This is a genomic window from Pseudomonas sp. Au-Pse12, assembly GCF_021341665.1.
Taxonomy (GTDB): domain Bacteria; phylum Pseudomonadota; class Gammaproteobacteria; order Pseudomonadales; family Pseudomonadaceae; genus Aquipseudomonas.
This window is the reverse complement of sequence record NZ_JAJTTH010000001.1, coordinates 502,503-519,758: the sequence shown is the minus strand read 5'-3', so window position 1 is coordinate 519,758 and position 17,256 is coordinate 502,503. Positions and strand designations below refer to the sequence as shown.

General features: G+C 64.2%; 15 protein-coding genes and 1 pseudogene. 9 read left to right on the top strand and 7 right to left on the bottom strand.

The genetic code is table 11. The annotated features are described in order from the left end of the window. Positions 1–288: 288 nt before the first annotated feature. The 6 genes and pseudogenes from LXM55_RS32595 to LXM55_RS02245 form a co-directional block, all read left to right on the top strand. Positions 289–810: pseudogene (locus tag LXM55_RS32595) on the top strand (methyl-accepting chemotaxis protein); the annotation flags it as partial. A 79-nt stretch (positions 811–889) separates the two neighbouring features. Then, entirely contained in the window at positions 890–1,345 is a 456-nt protein-coding gene (locus tag LXM55_RS02265) for an SRPBCC family protein (protein WP_233318219.1), read from the top strand. A 103-nt stretch (positions 1,346–1,448) separates the two neighbouring features. Next, a complete protein-coding gene (locus LXM55_RS02260) occupies positions 1,449–3,185 on the top strand; it encodes a copper resistance system multicopper oxidase (protein ID WP_233319016.1) in 1,737 nt (578 codons plus the stop codon). Further along, the gene (locus LXM55_RS02255) at positions 3,175–4,077 is read left to right on the top strand and encodes a copper resistance protein B (protein WP_233318217.1); all 903 of its coding nucleotides are present in this window, start codon (positions 3,175–3,177) and stop codon (positions 4,075–4,077) included. The genes LXM55_RS02260 and LXM55_RS02255 overlap by 11 nt, the downstream gene beginning before the upstream one ends. Positions 4,078–4,230: 153 nt before the next feature. Then, complete coding sequence (locus LXM55_RS02250) at positions 4,231–4,680, top strand: DUF411 domain-containing protein (protein ID WP_233318216.1); 450 nt, start codon at positions 4,231–4,233, stop codon at positions 4,678–4,680. Then, entirely contained in the window at positions 4,677–5,114 is a 438-nt protein-coding gene (locus LXM55_RS02245) for a YqaA family protein (RefSeq protein WP_233318214.1), read from the top strand. The genes LXM55_RS02250 and LXM55_RS02245 overlap by 4 nt, the downstream gene beginning before the upstream one ends. Positions 5,115–5,248: 134 nt before the next feature. On the opposite strand, the gene LXM55_RS02240 is transcribed toward LXM55_RS02245, so the two are convergent. From LXM55_RS02240 to LXM55_RS02225, 4 genes are read right to left on the bottom strand one after another with little or no spacing between them, the layout of a single operon-like run. Further along, complete coding sequence (locus LXM55_RS02240; protein WP_233318213.1) at positions 5,249–6,343, bottom strand: polyamine ABC transporter substrate-binding protein; 1,095 nt, start codon at positions 6,341–6,343, stop codon at positions 5,249–5,251. Positions 6,344–6,390: 47 nt separating this feature from the next. Then, the gene (locus tag LXM55_RS02235) at positions 6,391–6,732 is read right to left on the bottom strand and encodes a cupin domain-containing protein (RefSeq protein ID WP_233318211.1); all 342 of its coding nucleotides are present in this window, start codon (positions 6,730–6,732) and stop codon (positions 6,391–6,393) included. 56 nt (positions 6,733–6,788) lie between these two features. After that, positions 6,789–8,195 carry an NAD(P)/FAD-dependent oxidoreductase gene (locus LXM55_RS02230; protein WP_233318209.1) on the bottom strand — a complete coding sequence of 469 codons (1,407 nt, stop codon included), beginning with the start codon at positions 8,193–8,195 and terminating at the stop codon, positions 6,789–6,791. A gap of 51 nt (positions 8,196–8,246) precedes the next feature. Further along, the gene (locus LXM55_RS02225) at positions 8,247–9,062 is read right to left on the bottom strand and encodes a helix-turn-helix domain-containing protein (protein ID WP_233318206.1); all 816 of its coding nucleotides are present in this window, start codon (positions 9,060–9,062) and stop codon (positions 8,247–8,249) included. Positions 9,063–9,338: 276 nt separating this feature from the next. Here LXM55_RS02225 and LXM55_RS02220 point away from each other — a divergent pair, with 276 nt between their 5' ends. Then, positions 9,339–9,608, top strand: a complete 270-nt coding sequence (locus LXM55_RS02220) for a DUF1652 domain-containing protein (protein ID WP_233318205.1) — start codon at positions 9,339–9,341, stop codon at positions 9,606–9,608. A gap of 46 nt (positions 9,609–9,654) precedes the next feature. Here LXM55_RS02220 and LXM55_RS02215 read toward each other — a convergent pair whose 3' ends face one another. Continuing rightward, positions 9,655–12,120 (bottom strand): UvrD-helicase domain-containing protein, encoded by a 2,466-nt coding sequence (locus LXM55_RS02215; protein WP_233318202.1) that lies wholly within the window; start codon positions 12,118–12,120, stop codon positions 9,655–9,657. Between the two features lie 275 nt (positions 12,121–12,395). Between LXM55_RS02215 and LXM55_RS02210 the strand changes: the two genes are divergently transcribed. Further along, positions 12,396–13,091, top strand: coding sequence for a pirin family protein (locus LXM55_RS02210; RefSeq protein WP_233318201.1), 696 nt, complete (start codon positions 12,396–12,398; stop codon positions 13,089–13,091). Positions 13,092–13,167: 76 nt separating this feature from the next. Here LXM55_RS02210 and pgm read toward each other — a convergent pair whose 3' ends face one another. Then, complete coding sequence (pgm, locus tag LXM55_RS02205) at positions 13,168–14,814, bottom strand: phosphoglucomutase (alpha-D-glucose-1,6-bisphosphate-dependent) (RefSeq protein ID WP_233318199.1); 1,647 nt, start codon at positions 14,812–14,814, stop codon at positions 13,168–13,170. A 223-nt stretch (positions 14,815–15,037) separates the two neighbouring features. Then, complete coding sequence (locus LXM55_RS02200; RefSeq protein WP_233318198.1) at positions 15,038–16,060, bottom strand: zinc-dependent alcohol dehydrogenase family protein; 1,023 nt, start codon at positions 16,058–16,060, stop codon at positions 15,038–15,040. 269 nt (positions 16,061–16,329) lie between these two features. Here LXM55_RS02200 and LXM55_RS02195 point away from each other — a divergent pair, with 269 nt between their 5' ends. Next, the gene (locus tag LXM55_RS02195) at positions 16,330–17,244 is read left to right on the top strand and encodes a LysR family transcriptional regulator (RefSeq protein WP_060839124.1); all 915 of its coding nucleotides are present in this window, start codon (positions 16,330–16,332) and stop codon (positions 17,242–17,244) included. The last annotated feature ends 12 nt before the right edge of the window (positions 17,245–17,256 follow it).

The window sequence follows — 17,256 nt, the reverse complement described above, 5'->3', positions numbered from 1 at the left end:
GCCGGCAGCCTGGGGCAGTTGCAGCAGAGCTCGGCCCACAGCCAGCAGATCCTGCTGCGTCATGCCTCGGAAACCGACCAGACCGTGACCGCGATCACCGAAATGAGCAGCACCGCCGACAGCGTCGCCGCCAACGCCGCGCAGACCGCGGACTTTACCCGCCGCGCCAACGAACACGCGGAGCGCTCGCGGGTGGTGGTCGGCCAAGCCTCCGGCAGCGTCATCGCGCTGATCGACGAGGTCGCCGACGCCACGCACAAGGTCGAAGCCATGCAGGCCGACGCACAGCGCATCACTGAAATCCTCGGGGTGATCGGCGCGATTGCCGGGCAGACCAACCTGCTGGCCCTGAACGCCGCCATCGAGGCCGCCCGCGCCGGGGAACAGGGCCGAGGCTTCGCCGTGGTCGCCGATGAAGTGCGGGCCCTGGCGGCACGCACCCAGGACAGCACGTCGCAGATCAATGAAATGCTCACGCGCCTGACCCAGGGCGTGAGTTCTTCGGTCAGCGCCATGGAAAACACCCAGGCCAGCTGCCAGTCGGCCGCGGACGCCACGGCGCGGGTCAACAGCGGGCTGGATGAAATGGCCGACTCGGTGGGCCAGATCAACAGCCTGAGCACCCAGATCGCTACCGCAGCCGAGCAACAGAGCGCGGTGACCGAGGAGATCAACCGCAGCATGGTGAGCATCCGACACATGGTCGAGGAACTGGTGGACAGCGCCCGGGCCGGGGAAAGCAACACCCAGAGCCTGCTGCTGGCCAATGCCCGGGTCAGCCAGTTGATGAGCCGCTTCAAAGTCCGCTGAACGGTCAGCCCCCGCCGCTGGCGACACGCCATGGCGGGGCTATATTGCAGGCTCCGGTCACAAGGAAGTGGGGTGCCTCATGGGGCAGCGCCAGACACACCTGTTGCATGAACAGATCTGCCAGGAACTGTTTATCCAGGCCAGCATCGACACCGTCTACTACTACGTGACCCAACCGGACCGCTGGCCGGAGTGGCACCCTTGCAGCCTGCGCGCCGACACCGGGCTTTGCGGCTCGTTGCCCGCCGGCCACCGTTTCAGTGAAATCATGGACTTGCTGGGGGTGCAGATGCCCATGAGCTACCGGGTGCTGGTGGCGGTGTTTCCCAAGGAGTTCAAGGCCCTGTTCAGCTCTGCGGCGCTGGACGGTTCGATCCGCTACCAGTTGAGCAAGCAAGGCGACGGCACGCTGTTCCGGCGCACCCTGGAGTACGCCACCGACCTGCAACTGGGCGGTTTGCGCACGCGCATGGAGCAGCTGTCGAACCAGGCCCTGGGCAACCTCAAGCGGCGCCTGGAACACCCCCACGACTGACAAATCTGTAATGCCCGCCTCAGTTTCCTGACAGCCAGTGCCGATTAGAGTCCGCTCCAATCCGCTGACTGACTGGAAGCCGCCGATGCCCCACCCCTTCGCACTGCATAGCTCCTCCCGACGCACCTTCGTCAAGGCCCTGGCCGCCGGCAGCGTCCTGGCCGGTTTCGGCCTGTGGCGCAGCCCGGCCTGGGCCGTCAGCAGCCCGGGCCAGCCCGAGGTCCTGGCCGGCAACGATTTCGACCTGTGCATCGAGCCATTGGCGGTGAACTTCAGCGGCCGCCCACGCCAGGCCATGGCCATCAACGGCAGCCTGCCCGGGCCCTTGCTGCGCTGGCGCGAAGGTGACCGAGTGACCTTGCGGGTGCGCAACCGCCTGGAGCACCCCACCTCGATTCACTGGCACGGGATCATCCTGCCGGCGAACATGGACGGCGTCCCCGGCCTGAGCTTCGAAGGCATCGAGCCCGGCGGCCTGTACCGCTATTCATTCCCGGTCAAGCAGCACGGCACCTACTGGTACCACAGCCATTCCGGGCTCCAGGAACAGCTGGGGGTCTACGGCCCGCTGGTGATCGACGCTCGCGAGCCGGAGCCCTTCAGCTACGAACGCGACTACGTGGTGCTGCTCTCGGACTGGAGCGACCAGGCCCCGGAACAGATCCTGCGCACCCTGAAGAAACAGTCCGACTACTACAACCAGCACAAGCGCACCCTGGGCGACTTCATCGAGGACGTCAGCCGCGACGGCTGGGCGGCCACGGTGGCCGAGCGCAAGATGTGGGCGCAGATGAACATGACCCCCACCGACCTCGCCGATGTCAGCGGCGCCACCTACACCTTCCTGCTCAACGGCCAGCCTCCCGGCCAGCCCTGGTGCGGGCTGTTTCAGCCCGGGGAACGCCTGCGCCTGCGGCTGATCAATGCCTCGGCCATGAGCTACTTCGACCTGCGCATCCCCGGTGTGCAGATGACCGTGGTTGCCGCTGACGGCCAGCACGTGGTGCCGGTGACCGTGGATGAGCTGCGCATCGCCGTGGCGGAGACTTACGACGTGCTGGTACAGCCCGCTGCCGGTGCCCACAGCCTGTTCGCCCAGGCCATGGATCGCAGTGGCTATGCCCTGGGCACCCTGGCCAGCGCCCCGGGGCTCAGGTCCGCGGTGCCGAGCCTGGACCCGCGCCCCCTGCTGGGCATGGCCGACATGGCCATGGGCGGCATGGATCACGCGGCGATGCCGGGCATGGACCACGGCGCCCAGGCCATGCCCGGCATGGAACACCAGGCGCAGGGCGCGCCAATCAGCCATCCGGCCAGCGAACGCGGCAACCCACTGGTGGACATGCAGGCCGTCAACCCCAGCCCGCGGCTGGACGACCCGGGCATTGGCCTGCGCGGCAATGGCCGCCGGGTACTGAGCTACGCCGACCTGAAAAGCACCTTCGCCGACCCCGACGGCCGTGAGCCGAGCCGCACCCTGACCCTGCACCTGACCGGGCACATGGAAAAATTCGCCTGGTCCTTCGACGGCCTGCCCTTCGCCGAGGCCGAGCCCTTGCGCCTGCGCTACGGCGAGCGGCTGCGTATCGAACTGGTGAACGACAGCATGATGGCCCACCCCATTCACCTGCACGGCCTGTGGAGTGACCTGGAGGACCAGCACGGGCGTTTCCAGGTGCGCAAGCACACCATCGACATGCCACCGGGCACCCGCCGCAGCTACCGGGTGACCGCTGATGCCCTGGGGCGCTGGGCCTATCACTGCCACCTGCTGTACCACATGGAGAGCGGTATGTTCCGTGAAGTCCGGGTCGAGGAGGAGCGCCACGATGAAGCTTGAATACTCGCCATTGGCGTTGCGCGCCGGGATCGGCGGCCTGGGCATGCTCCTGCTGGCCTGGCCCTGGGCCCCGGCACAGGGCCAATCGATGCCGGGAATGGACCATTCGGCCATGCCCGGGCACAGCATGGACGCCATGCCGCCCTCACAGAAGCCCGGCATGCAGGCGCCAGCGCCGACACAAAGCCGGACACCGATCCCGGTGCTCAGCGAAGCCGACCGGGCGGCCGTCTACCAGGGGCCCAGCGGCCATATCCATGGCCCGTCGCTGAACAGCTTCCTGCTGGTGGACCAGCTGGAATGGCAAGACGCCGAGCGCGGCGCCAGCCTCGCCTGGGAGCTCGAAGGCTGGGTCGGCGGCGATCGCGACCGGCTCTGGCTGCGCAGCGAAGGCCAGCGCACCCGGGGCGTGACCGAGCACGCCGAACTGCAAGCCTTGTGGGGCCACGCCATCAGCCCCTGGTGGGACCTGGTGGGCGGTGTGCGCCAGGACTTCAAGCCCGGTGCGCCGCAGACCTGGGCCGCCCTGGGCGTGCAAGGCATGGCCCTGTACAACTTCGAGAGCCAGGTCACCGCCTACCTGGGAGAAGGCGGCCAGGCCGCCTTGCGCCTCAAGGGCGACTACGACCTGCTGCTGACCCAGCGCCTGATCCTCCAGCCTTCCGCCGAGGTCAACCTGTACAGCCGCAACGACCGCGAGCGAGACCAGGGCGCCGGGCTGGCGGACAGCGAGCTGGGCTTGCGCCTGCGCTACGAGCTACGCCGGGAGTTCGCACCTTATATAGGGGTGACCTGGAGCCGCAGCTATGGCCGCAGCGCCGACTACGCCCGCGAGGCAGACGCGCCGGAGCACCAGCCGCGCCTGGTGCTGGGGCTGCGCCTGTGGTTCTGAAGGTCGCCATCGACGCGCGACTTCGGTATCACCTTGAAACAAAAGCCGGCAGCGAAAACGCAAAAAAACCGCAAAATGCACCACCCCGAGCGTGCACCGCAGGTGGCCGGCCTTGCCACCCTTCCCTATTCACCGGCGACAAAGAGACTTTCAATGAAAACTTCACTGCGTCTGGCGGCCCTCTGCGCCCTGTTGATCAGCTCCCTGGCCCAGGCTGGCGAACTGATTCCCATCGACGTGCACCGCGACGCCAACTGCGGCTGCTGCAAGAAGTGGATCGAGCACCTGCAAGACAACGGCTTTGCCGTGAACGACCACGTGGAAAGCAACATGAGCGCGGTCAAGCAGCGGCTTGGCGTCGCTCCGCGCCTGGGTTCCTGCCATACCGCGGTGATCGACGGCAAGTTCGTCGAAGGCCACGTACCGGCCGAACAGGTGCTGGCCCTGCGCAAACGTGACGACCTGCTGGGCATCGCCGCCCCGGGCATGCCCATGGGCTCCCCGGGAATGGAAATGGACGGCATGGGGGCCGAGGCCTTCCAGGTCATCGGCCTGACCCGCGAGGGCAAGGACGTGGTGGTTGCGGACTACCCGGCCCGTTGATCTTCGGCGCTTACCTGGGCCTGTTCCTGGCGGCGTTCGCCGCCGCCACGTTGCTGCCCCTGCAATCGGAAGCCCTGCTGGTCGGCCTGTTGCACAACAACCAGCTGGCCGTGCTCGGGCTGTGGCTGGTGGCGACCCTGGGCAACGTCCTGGGCTCACTGCTCAACTGGTGGCTGGGCCGGCGCCTTGAGCACTACAGAGACCGCCGCTGGTTCCCGGTCGGCCCGCGCCACCTGGAGCGCGCGCGAGTGCATTACCAGCGTTATGGCCACGGGGCGCTGCTGCTGAGCTGGATGCCGCTGATCGGCGACCCGCTGACCCTGGTGGCAGGCGTCATGGGCGAACCCCTGAAGCGCTTCCTGCTGCTGGTCACCCTGGCCAAGGGCGCGCGCTACGCCGTGCTGGTGTGGCTGACCCTGGGCTGGATCGGTTGAGGCCCATTTGATCGCAGAACCTCACACCGTGGGAGCGAGCGTGCTCGCGATGCACTCAAGAACGCCGCGCGCCCCCAGTGAACGCGGCGTAACGGCCATCGCGAACACGCTCGCCCCTACAGCGGGTTGTCGGGTCAGTTGCCGCTGCGGATCTTGTTCCACAGGCGGGTGCGGATGCGGTCGATGTCCAGCGGCATGGCTTCCAGGGCAAACAGCTGGCTCATCATCTCCGGGCTCGGGTAGACCTTGGTGTCCTGCTTGATGGCCGGATCGATCAGGCTGTCGGCCTGCAGGTTGCCGTTGGCGTAGTGCACGTAGTTGCTGACACCGGCCATCACCTCGGGGCGCAGCAGGTAGTTCATGAAGGCATAGCCGGCCTGCTCATCCGGCGCGTCCACCGGCATGGCCACCATGTCGAACCAGATCGGCGAACCTTCCCGGGGTATCGAGTAGCCGATCTCTACCCCGTTCTTCGCTTCCCTGGCACGGCTTTCCGCTTGCAGGATGTCGCCGGAGAAACCCACCGCCACGCAGATATTGCCGTTGGCCAGGTCGCTGGTGTACTTCGACGAATGGAAGTAGCTGACATAAGGCCGGACCTTCATCAGCAGGGCCTCGGCCTGCTTGTAGTCGGCCGGGTTCTTGCTGTGGTGTGGCAAGCCCAGGTAGTTGAGCGCCGTGGGAATCAGCTCCGGGCCGTTGTCGAGGATCGCCACGCCGCATTTCTGCAGCTTCTGCATGTATTCGGGCTTGAAGATCAGGTCCCAGGAATCCAGCGGCGCATCGTTGCCCAGCACTTCCTTGATCTTGGCCACGTTGTAGCCGATGCCGGTGCTGCCCCACAGGTAGGGAAAGCCGTGCTGGTTGCCCGGGTCGTTGACTTCCAGGGCCTTGAGCAGCACCGGGTTGAGGTTCTTCCAGTTGGGCAACTGGCGCTTGTCGAGTTTCTTCAGCGCCCCGCCCTGGATCTGCCGGGCCATGAAGTGGTTGGAGGGAAACACAATGTCGTAACCGGATTTGCCGGTCATCAGCTTGCCGTCCAGGGTCTCGTTGCTGTCATAGACGTCGTAGGTGAAGCCGATCCCGGTGTCCTTCTGGAACGCCTTGGTGGTGTCCGGGGCAATGTAATCCGACCAGTTGTAGATTTTCACCGTGTCGGCGGCCTGGGCCAGGGACGCGGCCAGGAACAGCGGGCTGAGCAATAGCAACGCGCAAGTCTTGCGGATCATGAGTCGATACCTGTGGCTGGTTTTGTTGTTGGCAGGCAATCAAGGGATCAGAAAATCAATACGTAGGTCTTGCGCACCGTCTCCTGGATATCCCAGGTCCCGGTGCTGTTGGCCGGCAACATCAGTGCGTCACCGGCTTCGATGTGCAGGGTTTCGCCGCTGTCCGGGGTGAAGGTGCAACGCCCCTGGATGAAGTGGCAGAACTCCTGGGCGACGATCTGGCGCCGCCAGCGCCCGGGGGTGCATTCCCAGATGCCGGTCTCGACCCCGTCGCTGCGCTCGACGGCGGTCACCGAGGTCACGGCCACCGGGGTGCCCAGGGGCACCGCCACTGGGGCCGACTCGGCCAGGGTGAGCGTCGCGGTTTGCTTGAATTGGGTGATGCTCATGGTTCTACCTTTCGACGGAAAATCCGAACGGACGGTGTTCGGTTCATAGAGCCGGCTCAGTGCATGAAACCTTCCATGAAGCCGGCGATACGGCTGGCCATCCTGCGCCGCCATGGGGCCGAGGCCGGGTTGGCCAGGGTCTGGTCTTCGTGGACGAAGCTGCGAATGATCGCGTTGTAGCCCAGCCAGCGGCACGGTTCGGGCTCCCAGGCGCGCAGCGCTTCCAGGCCGCGTTCGGACAGCACCCAGGGCTGGTGCACCAAGGGGGTGTCGCGCTCCAGGATCAGGTCGGCCAGGGTCCGGCCGCCGAGGTTGCTGGCCCCGACCCCCTCGCCGCCGTAGCCGCCGGACAGGGCAATGCCCTTGCGTCGGTCGCAGAGCATGTGCGGCTTGAAGTGCCGGGACATGCCCAGGTTGCCGCCCCAGGAGTGGCTGATGCGCACGTTCTTGAGTTGCGGGAACAGCTCGCCGAACAGGTAGCGGCGCAGCTCCACCTCGTCCCGGGTCAGGTCGAAGTCATGGCGCAATTTGCTGGCGAACTGATAGCCGCCGCGGGCGCCGAACACCAGTCGGTTGTCCATCGAGCGCTGGCCGTAGGTGACTTGCCGGCTGCTCTCACTGAACGCCTGGCCCTGGCTCAGGCCGATTTCATCCCAGGTGGATTCCGCCAGCGGCTCAGTGGCCACCAACAGGCTTTGTACCGGCAACTGGTAACGCCCCAACGGCGGCAGGGTCACCGAGTAGCCCTCCACCGCCGGCACGATCCAGCGGCTGCGCACCGAGGCCTTGGCGGTCTGCAGGCTGCCGGACTGCCAATGGCTCACCGGGCTGTTTTCATAGATGGGCACCCCCAGGCGCTCGACGGCCCGGGCCAGCCCGCGGACCAGCTTGGCAGGCTGGATGGTGGCGCAATGCGGCGCGTAGATTCCGCCATAGGGCCTGGCCAAGCGGATCTGCTGGGCCAGTTGCGCAGGGTCGAGCCAGCGGTAGTCGTCCTGGTTCAGGCCCTGGGCATAGAGTTTGTCCAGGTACTGGCGCAGGTTGGCTTCCTGCTCGGGGTAGCGCGCGGCGCAGTACAGCACCCCGCCCTTGCGATAATCACAGTCGATGCCTTCCCGTTCGAGGACCTGGGCCACTTCATCGGGAATGCCGTGCAACAGGTCGAAGCTGGCGCGGCGCTGCTCTGGCGAAAGACCGGCCAGCAGCCGGTCCTCGCCCAGCAGGTTGCCCATCAGCCAGCCGCCGTTGCGACCCGAGGCGCCAAAACCGGCAGTCTGCGCCTCGATCAGCGCGATATTCAGCTGCGGCGCCTGGCGCTTGAGGTAATAGGCGGTCCACAGCCCGGTATAACCGGCGCCAATGATCGCCACGTCCAGATCCAGATCCTGCGCAAGCGACGGCCGCGGCAATAGCGGCTCGTCGAGTTGGTCCATCCACAAACTGATACTGCGCCACGCCGGCATGCAAGCACTCCGCAACCCGAATTTCGAATGCGGCGATCCTAGTGCCTGGCCTCAGGGGCTGTCTTGCGCGCGTGCACGCAAAGAAATTTGCTTGGCGTAGGCCTTGGGCGATTGCCCGGTGTGCTGGCGGAAACAGCTGTAGAACGCCGACAGTGAGTTGAACCCGGCGGCAAATGCCAGTTCGTCAATGCGCAGTGGGGGCGTGGCCTGGTCCAGCGCGGCCAGCAGATGCTGCAGGCGCGCCTGGTTGACGTAGCGGTAGAAGCTCTGCCCCAGCACCTGGTTGAGCAGGTAGGAAATCTGGTTGCGGCTGTAGCCGCATTCCCGGGCCACCCGCTGCAGGTCCAGCTCCGGGTCCAGGTACGGTTGATGGCGCTGGAAATACTGCTGCAGGTCCTCGGCCATGAAACTCAACTGGCGCGGCGACAACCCCAGGCGGCTGGCGGCCGGGCGCAGGCTGGCGCAGGACTTGCTCGGCGCGGGTTCGCGCACCAGGGAAGCGTACTCATTGACCCGCCAGATCAGCCCGTCGCGCACGGTAATCGCTTCACTGGAACGAAACGACACCAGGCCCTGGCCGCCGCGCAGGGTCACCTGGTACTGGATGAAGGCGGTGTTGCCGTCCAGGCGGATACGGTCGCAGTGCTCCAGGGCCTCGTCGGGGGCCCGGGGCATGCTGGCCTGCACATAGTCGCGCAACTCGTCCAGCCCCAGGGTGCGGTTCTGGAAAAAATCGTTGTACTGGATGTCCGGGTGGTACAGCGCCATGACGCCATCCAGGTCCCGGTGCTTCCAGCACAGGTGGTAGCGCATCACGGTTTCACCGGTGGCCTGGGTGTGCAGGGGCCCGTCATCGGCGGCAGACATAAGCTTCTCGAACAGGAAAAAGCGCAGCTTGCCGAACTTCGCCCAACGCTTCAACGATCGGCCGCGAAGCTGGCTCGAACGGTTTGGGAGGCAGCCGCCCGGATGGCATGAGCGGCATCAATAACCGACCAGTGAACCGCCGGACGGCGGCAAAAAAACTGCGAACCGTCACACGCCGGTGCTATTTTTAAAACCTCAACCGATCGGGTCATTGACGATCCGGTCGTTCCTACCGCGAGCACAAGGAAGCGCTCAATGAATCAAGGTGGGCCACCGATGAACAGAGCCTGGGCCAGTAAAGTCACCTTTCCCAACGCCTGCCAGTTGATGCGCTGGCATTTTCACCCCATGGGCTTCGAAGCCAGCATGGATGCGCCGGGCAGCATGATCGCCCGACTCTTCGACCGTGCCAGCGGCGAAACCATGATCGCCATCGCCGGCATTCCCTGCGCCACGGTGATGAGCGCCGCGGATGTCGAGCGAATAATCGAAGCCGTGGAAGATGAGCTGGAAGCCTTTGCTCCATCCCTGGCATTCAAGGCCTGAAACACCGGCCAGCCATGTGAAGCCCGCCTCGCCAGCGGGCTTTTTTTCAGGTGGCCTGGCGCAAGTCCTGAAAATACGGCTTGTCCCGCGGCACCCGGTCCGAGGCCTTGGGTGCATTGCCCGAAGCCCCTTCCTGGCGGTCGACATACCAGTAGCAATGCTTGGCCGCCCGGGTGATGCCGACATAGGCCAGCCGCAGGATCTCGTCCTTCTGCGCGCTGTCGTAGGGTTCGGCGTCACCGTCCTTGCCCAGCCCGGCCATGCGATAGACCTGGTTTTTATAGGGTGAACTGCTCAGGTGCTGACAATCGCCCAGCAGGAATACCGCATCCGCCTGCAGGCCCTTGGCACTGTGATAGGTCAGCTGCTTCAGCCTGCGCGCCGCGGGCGGCAAGCTAGAATCAACATTAACTATTTGCGAAATACTCTCTTCTATCAATAACTTATCGCTACTTTTTCGAAACAACATCAAGATTGAATCACCCTGCCTGTAGTGCTCTGCCAGACGCTGGGCCAAGCCCTGGTCATCACGATCCAGCACCTGCACCGGCCACAGCGCCCCCGGCTCGCCGGCGGCCTTGGCCTTCTTCCCGGCAATGGCCGGCGCGGCCCGGACAATATGCTCCGCCGCATCGATCACATGCTGATGGCTGCGGTAGTTCTCGCTGAGCATGACCCGGGTGGTGCCCGGAGACGGGAACTCCTTGTTGAACTCGATGAAGTACTGGGGCGAACTGCCCCGCCAGCCGTAGATCGATTGCCAATCATCGCCGACGCAGAGCAGCGAGGAATGCTGGGCCGCGCGCCCGATGTGCATGGCGGCACCACGGCTGCGGATCGCGGCGAGGCTGGCCCTGATCCAGGAGACGATCTGCGGCGAAACATCCTGGAACTCGTCGATCATCAGGTGCGACATCGGCCTCAGGCAGGCGTCGCTCAGCAATTTGAAGTTCTCCGGCGAGCGCTCGCTGAACAAGGCGAACATGCGGTTGTAGCTCATGATCGGCGGCGACTGGTCCAGCAAGTGGTCTTCCAGGGCTCGCCAGAACAGGCTCAGGGCCTCGAAGAAAAACCGATCGGGGTCGTCCTGGGCAAAGCTCATGCGCCCGACCGCATCGCCCACGTCCAGCCCCAGGTTCTCGATAAAGCCGGCGGCGGCGACAAAACAATCGAGCAGCGGTGCCGACGCCAGTTCGCCCTTGACCTTGTAATCGAAGCCCGGGCCGGCACTGACCTGGGCCGAAAAGGCACCAGCAGAACGTTTCGATGACTCATAACTATCTAGCCATATCAATGGCTTACGGCAGAAAGCTTGAAACAGGGTGCGTTTTACAGCCCACTCCGCGCGCACCGAAAGCTTGGCCCCTGGCCGGCTGAGCTGCGGGCTCTCGCGTGGATCGAAGCCCAGCACCACCCAGGCATCCAGCTCCGCGCAGTAGCCGTGACTGTAAAAGGTCGAGCCGTTGATTTCGAAGCGCTGGCGCTGAGGCTCGACGCCCTTGATCGGCCAGGCGCCAGCACGCAACCACAGGTCTTCCACGGTGTCGCACAGTTCTTCATCGCGCTTAGCCGCCAGCTCCGTCACCGCCATGCGCTTCTGCACGTCCGGGTGGTCGCGCTCCAGTTCCTTGAGTTGCAGGGCGTGGCGCAGCAAAGGCTGCAAGGCCAGGCGAAAACGCTCGTCACTGCGATACAACGCCTGGTAACAGGCATTCAGGTGCTTGCGCTGGGCATCATTGATGCGCAAGTCGAACGGGTTGCTGTCCACCTCGTCCTCGGCCCCCTGGAGCCGATCACTGAGGTTTTCAAAGGCCTGCAAGCGCTCGAACCCCGGCAGGCTGCGTACCATCGGCAGGATCCGCGAGTGAAAGGTCCGCACCAGCTCCCGGGCTTCCCTGGCGCCGAGCTGCCGCCCCCACAAGGCAAACACCTGGGTCAACTTGCCGATGAAATCCTTGCGCGACTCCCGGGTGAAGGTCACCACGGTCATGGCATCCAGCTCGAAACCCAGATAGTGGTGCAGCAGCAACAGGCGCAGCACCAGCGAGGTCGACTTGCCGGCGCCCGCCCCGGCAATCACCGCGGTGGCCGGGGTTTCGCTGAAAATCATCTTCCACTGCGCGGCGCTGGGTTGCGCCCCGGCAGGCAGCAGGCGGGCAACATCCGCCTTGAAGCGCTTCTTCAGCTCGCCACTCAACGGCAGGCGCCAGTCATCGAACAGACGGTCGTCCACCCCGGGTGGGCGGTGCTCGGTGTTGCGGCTGTCGCGAATCAACAACACCTGGCGACCTTCCTCAAGCCCCTCAAGCCGGCCTTCCTGATAGCCGTATTCCACGCCTGCGGTGTGACCACTGCGAAAGCCATCGGCCTGGCCATGCAGCCAGGACGCCCGATGCTGGGCCCGCAGGCGATTCAGGCCATGGCCGAAGAAGCGCGCCGCCAGGCGTTTCAGCAGCGGCATCTGGGCCAGGGGCAAAAGCTCGGGGGGCAGATCGGGGGTGTGTTGCGACACGCGGACTCCAGGGTATGAGGCTGAGCGGTAATGGTCGCCGGATTTTTTCACGGTATCCAGCCAATTGCTTGCAGGTCATTAACTTAAGCGATGAACCGAAGGTTTAACACCAGCTTTGCGGCAAAATAATTATCTAATTTTACGATTGAATTACGGCATTTTTTGCGCTTTTTATCGATCTATAACTGATAGAAGATGCACGCCATCAACCAACGGTTATCGTTTTCTGGCCCGGCTACCACGAGCCATGACGAGCCCTTAATGAGGAGAAGATCATGCTTGAACTCAGACCTTTCAGCTCCCTGGGCGGCGCTCACCACGGCTGGCTGGATGCCCATCATCACTTTTCCTTCGCCGAGTACTACGACCCCAAGCGCATGCACTGGGGCAACCTGCGGGTCTGGAACGACGACGTGATCGCTCCCGGCACCGGCTTCCCCCAGCACCCGCACCGCGACATGGAAATCATCACCTACGTTCGCGAGGGTGCCATCAGCCACCAGGACAACCTGGGCAACAAGGGCCGCACCGAAGCCGGCGATGTACAGGTGATGAGCGCCGGCACCGGGATCGCCCACAGCGAGTACAACCTGGAAGCCACGCCAACCAAGATCTTCCAGATCTGGATCATCCCCAACCAGGCCGGCTCCGCGCCTTCCTGGGGCGCCAAGCCTTTTCCCAAAGGCCTGCGCGAGGGCTTCGTGACCCTGGCCAGTGGCAAGGATGGCGACGAGGAAAGCCTGCGGATTCGTGCCGATGCGCGACTGGTGGCGGCCAACCTGAAGGCCGGTGAAACCGCCGAGTATCGCTTGGACAGTGGGCGCCGGGCGTACCTGGTACCCGCAACGGGAGCGATTGAAGTCAACGGCTTGCGCGCCAACGCTCGAGACGGCATTGCAGTGGAAGATGAGCAGGTGCTGCAGGTCACCGCGTTGCAGGACAGCGAGATCGTACTGGTGGATCTGGCCTGAAGCGCGGCCACCAACGAAAAGGGGCGACCGTGATGGTCGCCCCTTCTTTATTTGCCTGACAGGCCAGCAGCGCCGGTCAGTTGCCGCTGATGGCGGTGTCCACCAGGGTTTGCGCTTCCTGCACCAGTTGCTTGAGGTGATCGTCGCCGATGAAGCTTTCGGCGTAGATCTTGTAGATGTCCTCGGTGCCGGACGGACGCGCGGCGAACCAGCCGTTCTCGGTCATGACCTTCAGGCCGCCAATGGCCTGGTCGTTGCCCGGGGCGTGGCTGAGGATCTGCTGGATCGGCTCGCCCGCCAGCTGGGTCGAAGTCACCTGTTGTGGCGACAGCTTGCTGAGCAAGGCCTTCTGCTGCGGGTTGGCCTTGGCATCGACGCGGACCGAGAACGGTTCGCCCAGCTCATCGCACAGCGCACGATAGGCCTGGCTTGGGTCGCGACCGGTGCGAGCGGTCATTTCCGCGGCCAACAAGGACGGGATCAGGCCATCCTTGTCGGTGCTCCAGACACCACCGTCGCGGCGCAGGAACGAGGCGCCGGCGCTTTCTTCGCCGCCAAAGCCCAGCGAGCCATCGAACAGACCGTCGGCAAACCATTTGAAACCGACTGGCACTTCATACAGACGACGGCCCAGGCGTGCTGCCACCCGATCGATCAGGCCGCTGCTGACCACGGTTTTGCCCACCGCGGCATCGGCGCGCCATTGCGGGCGGTTCTGGAACAGGTAGTCGATGGACACTGCCAGGTAGTTGTTCGGCGCCAACAGGCCGCCGCTCGGCGTGACGATGCCGTGACGATCGTGATCGGGGTCGCAGGCGAAGGCCACGTCAAAACGCTCCTTCAGGCCGATCAGCCCTTGCATGGCATGGCTGGAGGACGGGTCCATGCGGATCTGCCCGTCCCAGTCCACCGACATGAAGCGGAACGTGGGGTCCACTTGCTTGTTCACCACATCCAGGTCCAGGCGATAGTGCTCGGCGATCGCCGACCAGTAGCGCACCCCTGCTCCACCCAGCGGGTCCACACCCAGGCGCAGCTTGGCGTTGCGGATGGCATCCAGGTCGATGACGTTGATCAGGTCGGCGACGTAGGTGTTGAGGTAGTCGTGGCGATGAGTGGTGTCGGCCTTCAACGCCTGCTCATAGCTGATGCGCTTGACCCCGGCCAGCTTGGCCGCCAGCAGTTCGTTGGCCTTGGCTTCGATCCACTTGGTGATGTGGGTGTCGGCCGGGCCGCCATTGGTGGGGTTGTACTTGTAGCCGCCGCTCTGTGGCGGGTTGTGGGACGGTGTAATGACGATGCCATCCGCCAGGCCCGAGGTGCGCCCACGGTTGTAGCAGAGGATGGCGTGAGACACCGCAGGTGTGGGGGTGTATTCGTCGCCGGCGGCGATCATCACGGTCACGCCGTTGGCCGCCAGCACTTCCAGGGCGCTGGCCCCGGCCGGGGTCGACAGGGCGTGGGTGTCGATGCCGACAAACAGTGGGCCGTCGATACCCTGGGATTCGCGGTACAGGCAGATGGCCTGGCTGATTGCCAGAACGTGCCATTCGTTGAAACTCAGATCGAACGAGCTGCCACGGTGCCCGGAAGTACCGAAGGCCACACGCTGGGTAGGCACCGATGCATCAGGCTGACCGGTGTAATAAGCCGTAACCAGTCGCGGGATGTCGACCAACAATTCAGCCGGTGCCGGTTTGCCCGCAAAAGGACTGAGAGTCATGCAAAACCTCTGGAAAAGGATGGTTCGGAAATGGGCCGCAGTTTACTGGCAGTTTGACCACAAGGCGATGGAATCTATCCCCGCCCACATCGCTTTTCTGCAGGAGCCGGCGTGCCGGTGAAAGAGCCCGCGAGCCCTGTGCACATGATTGAGAACGCCTTCGCCTACCGGCAGCTGAAAGCACAGATACAAAAACGCCAGGCTAGGCCTGGCGTTGGAGTCATCAGGCCGGTTCGACCTGGAGTGCAACCCGCTCGCGACACGGACATTCGTCCATGTAACGGTGCGCTTCGACAAACTCGCTGAAAGGAAACACCCGGGTCTTCAAGGGCACCAGCACCCGGTCGGCGGTCAGCTGGTTGATGTCACGCAGCGCACGCTGCAGTGCCACCTGATCCTGGAGGATCCCCAGTTCAGGCTTGCCGGTGAAGTTGCCAATGCAGTGGACGAAGAACTGGATGTTCTTCTGGAACGCCGCGCAAGCCGGGAACGGCGTCTGGTTACCGCCTTGCAGGCCATACAGCACCAGGCTGCCACGGGGCGCCAGGACATCACCGAGCATCGACATCTGCGGGCCGCCCAGGCCGTCGAACACCACATCGACGCCACGGTTGTCGGTGAGCTTGTTGATCTGCATCAGCAGGTCCTGCTCCTCGGTGACAATCACCTTCTCGGCGCCAAGAGACAGCAGGTATTCACGCTCTTCAGCGGTCTTGGTGGCGGCAATCACCCGCACGCCCAGGGCCTTGCCCAACTGCACAAAGGACGGCCCGGCGCAGTGGCTGGCATCGGTGACCAGGGCAAACTGCCCGGGCTTGACCCGCGCCAGGTCGGCGTAGGCGAAATAAGCGATCAACAGCGGGGTGTAATGCACCGCGGCCTCGATCGGGCTGAGCACTTCGGGATAACGGGTCAGGGCCGAACGCGGCAGAACGATCTGCTCGCCATACACCGGGTAGTCATTGGGGCTTTCAGCGGGAAAGCTCGCCACCTTGTCCCCGACCGCCAAGTCGTCGACGCCCTCGCCCAGCGCCGTGACCACACCGGCCATCTCATGCCCGAGGCCAGAAGGCAGGCGCGCATGGGACGACGCCAGGTTCTGCCGCCAGAGCACGTCGTACCAACTGATACCAATGGCTTCGACTCGTACCTGCACTTCGCCTGGCGCAGGCAACGAGGCCGCATGCTCTTCGCATTTGAGCACCTCGGCCGGTCCAAACTTGTGAAAACGAATCGTGCGGGACATCGCAAACCTCGTCAAATTAACCTCTAATGCCGCGAACTTTATCCGGGCTTTGAAAGCAAGACTATCAGTGCCTATTAATAGTCGACATGTCTGTCATTGATTTCGTGCCCTTGTAAATCAGGGCGTACAGCATGCCTGAACGCCGCCCGGCTACAAACAAACAACATTTAGCCGATGCAGAGTACCAGCCTTTACCCGTAAGATTCACGCCGACCTTTTTACCCCGAGGGTCGCTCCCGTCAAGTTCGCTGACTCTGCCAGGACTCCAGATGAATCGTAATGACCTGCGTCGTGTCGACCTGAATCTGTTGATCGTGTTCGAAACACTGATGCACGAACGCAGCGTGACCCGCGCCGCCGAGAAGCTGTTTCTCGGCCAGCCGGCCATCAGCGCGGCCCTGTCGCGCCTGCGCAACCTGTTCGACGACCCGCTGTTCGTGCGCACTGGACGCAGCATGGAACCCTCCGCCCGCGCGGTGGAAATCTTCGCCTTGCTCTCGCCGGCCCTGGATTCGATCTCCACCGCTGTCAGCCGCGCCGCCGAGTTCGACCCAGCCACCAGCACCACCGTATTTCGCATCGGCCTTTCCGACGACGTGGAATTTGCCCTGCTGCCGATGCTGCTCAAGCGCTTGCGCGCCGAAGCCCCGGGCATCGTGCTGGTGGTGCGCCGGGCCAACTACCTGTTGATGCCGTCGCTGCTGGCCTCCGGCGAAATCTCCATCGGCGTCAGCTACACCGCCGACCTGCCGGCCAACGCCAAGCGCAAGGTCCTGCGCCGCAGCCTGCCGAAACTGCTGCGGGCCGACACCGTGCCCGGCGCCCTCAGCCTGGACGACTTCTGCGCCCGTCCCCACGCCCTGGTGTCGTTCGCCGGGGACCTGAGCGGCTTTATCGATGAAGAACTGGAAAAACTCGGACGCAAACGCCACGTAGTGCTCGCCGTACCGCAGTTCAACGGCCTGAGCACCCTGCTGGCCGGCACCGACATTCTCGCCACCGTTCCGGACTACACCGCCGAGGCCCTGACTGCCGCCGGTGGCGTACGCGCCGAAGACCCGCCATTGCCGGTGCGCAGCTTCGAATTGCACATGGCCTGGCGTGGTTCACAGGACAACGATCCAGGGGAACGCTGGTTGCGTTCGCGGATTCAGATGTTCTTTGGCGACCCCGACAGCCTCTGAGCCTTCCCCAAC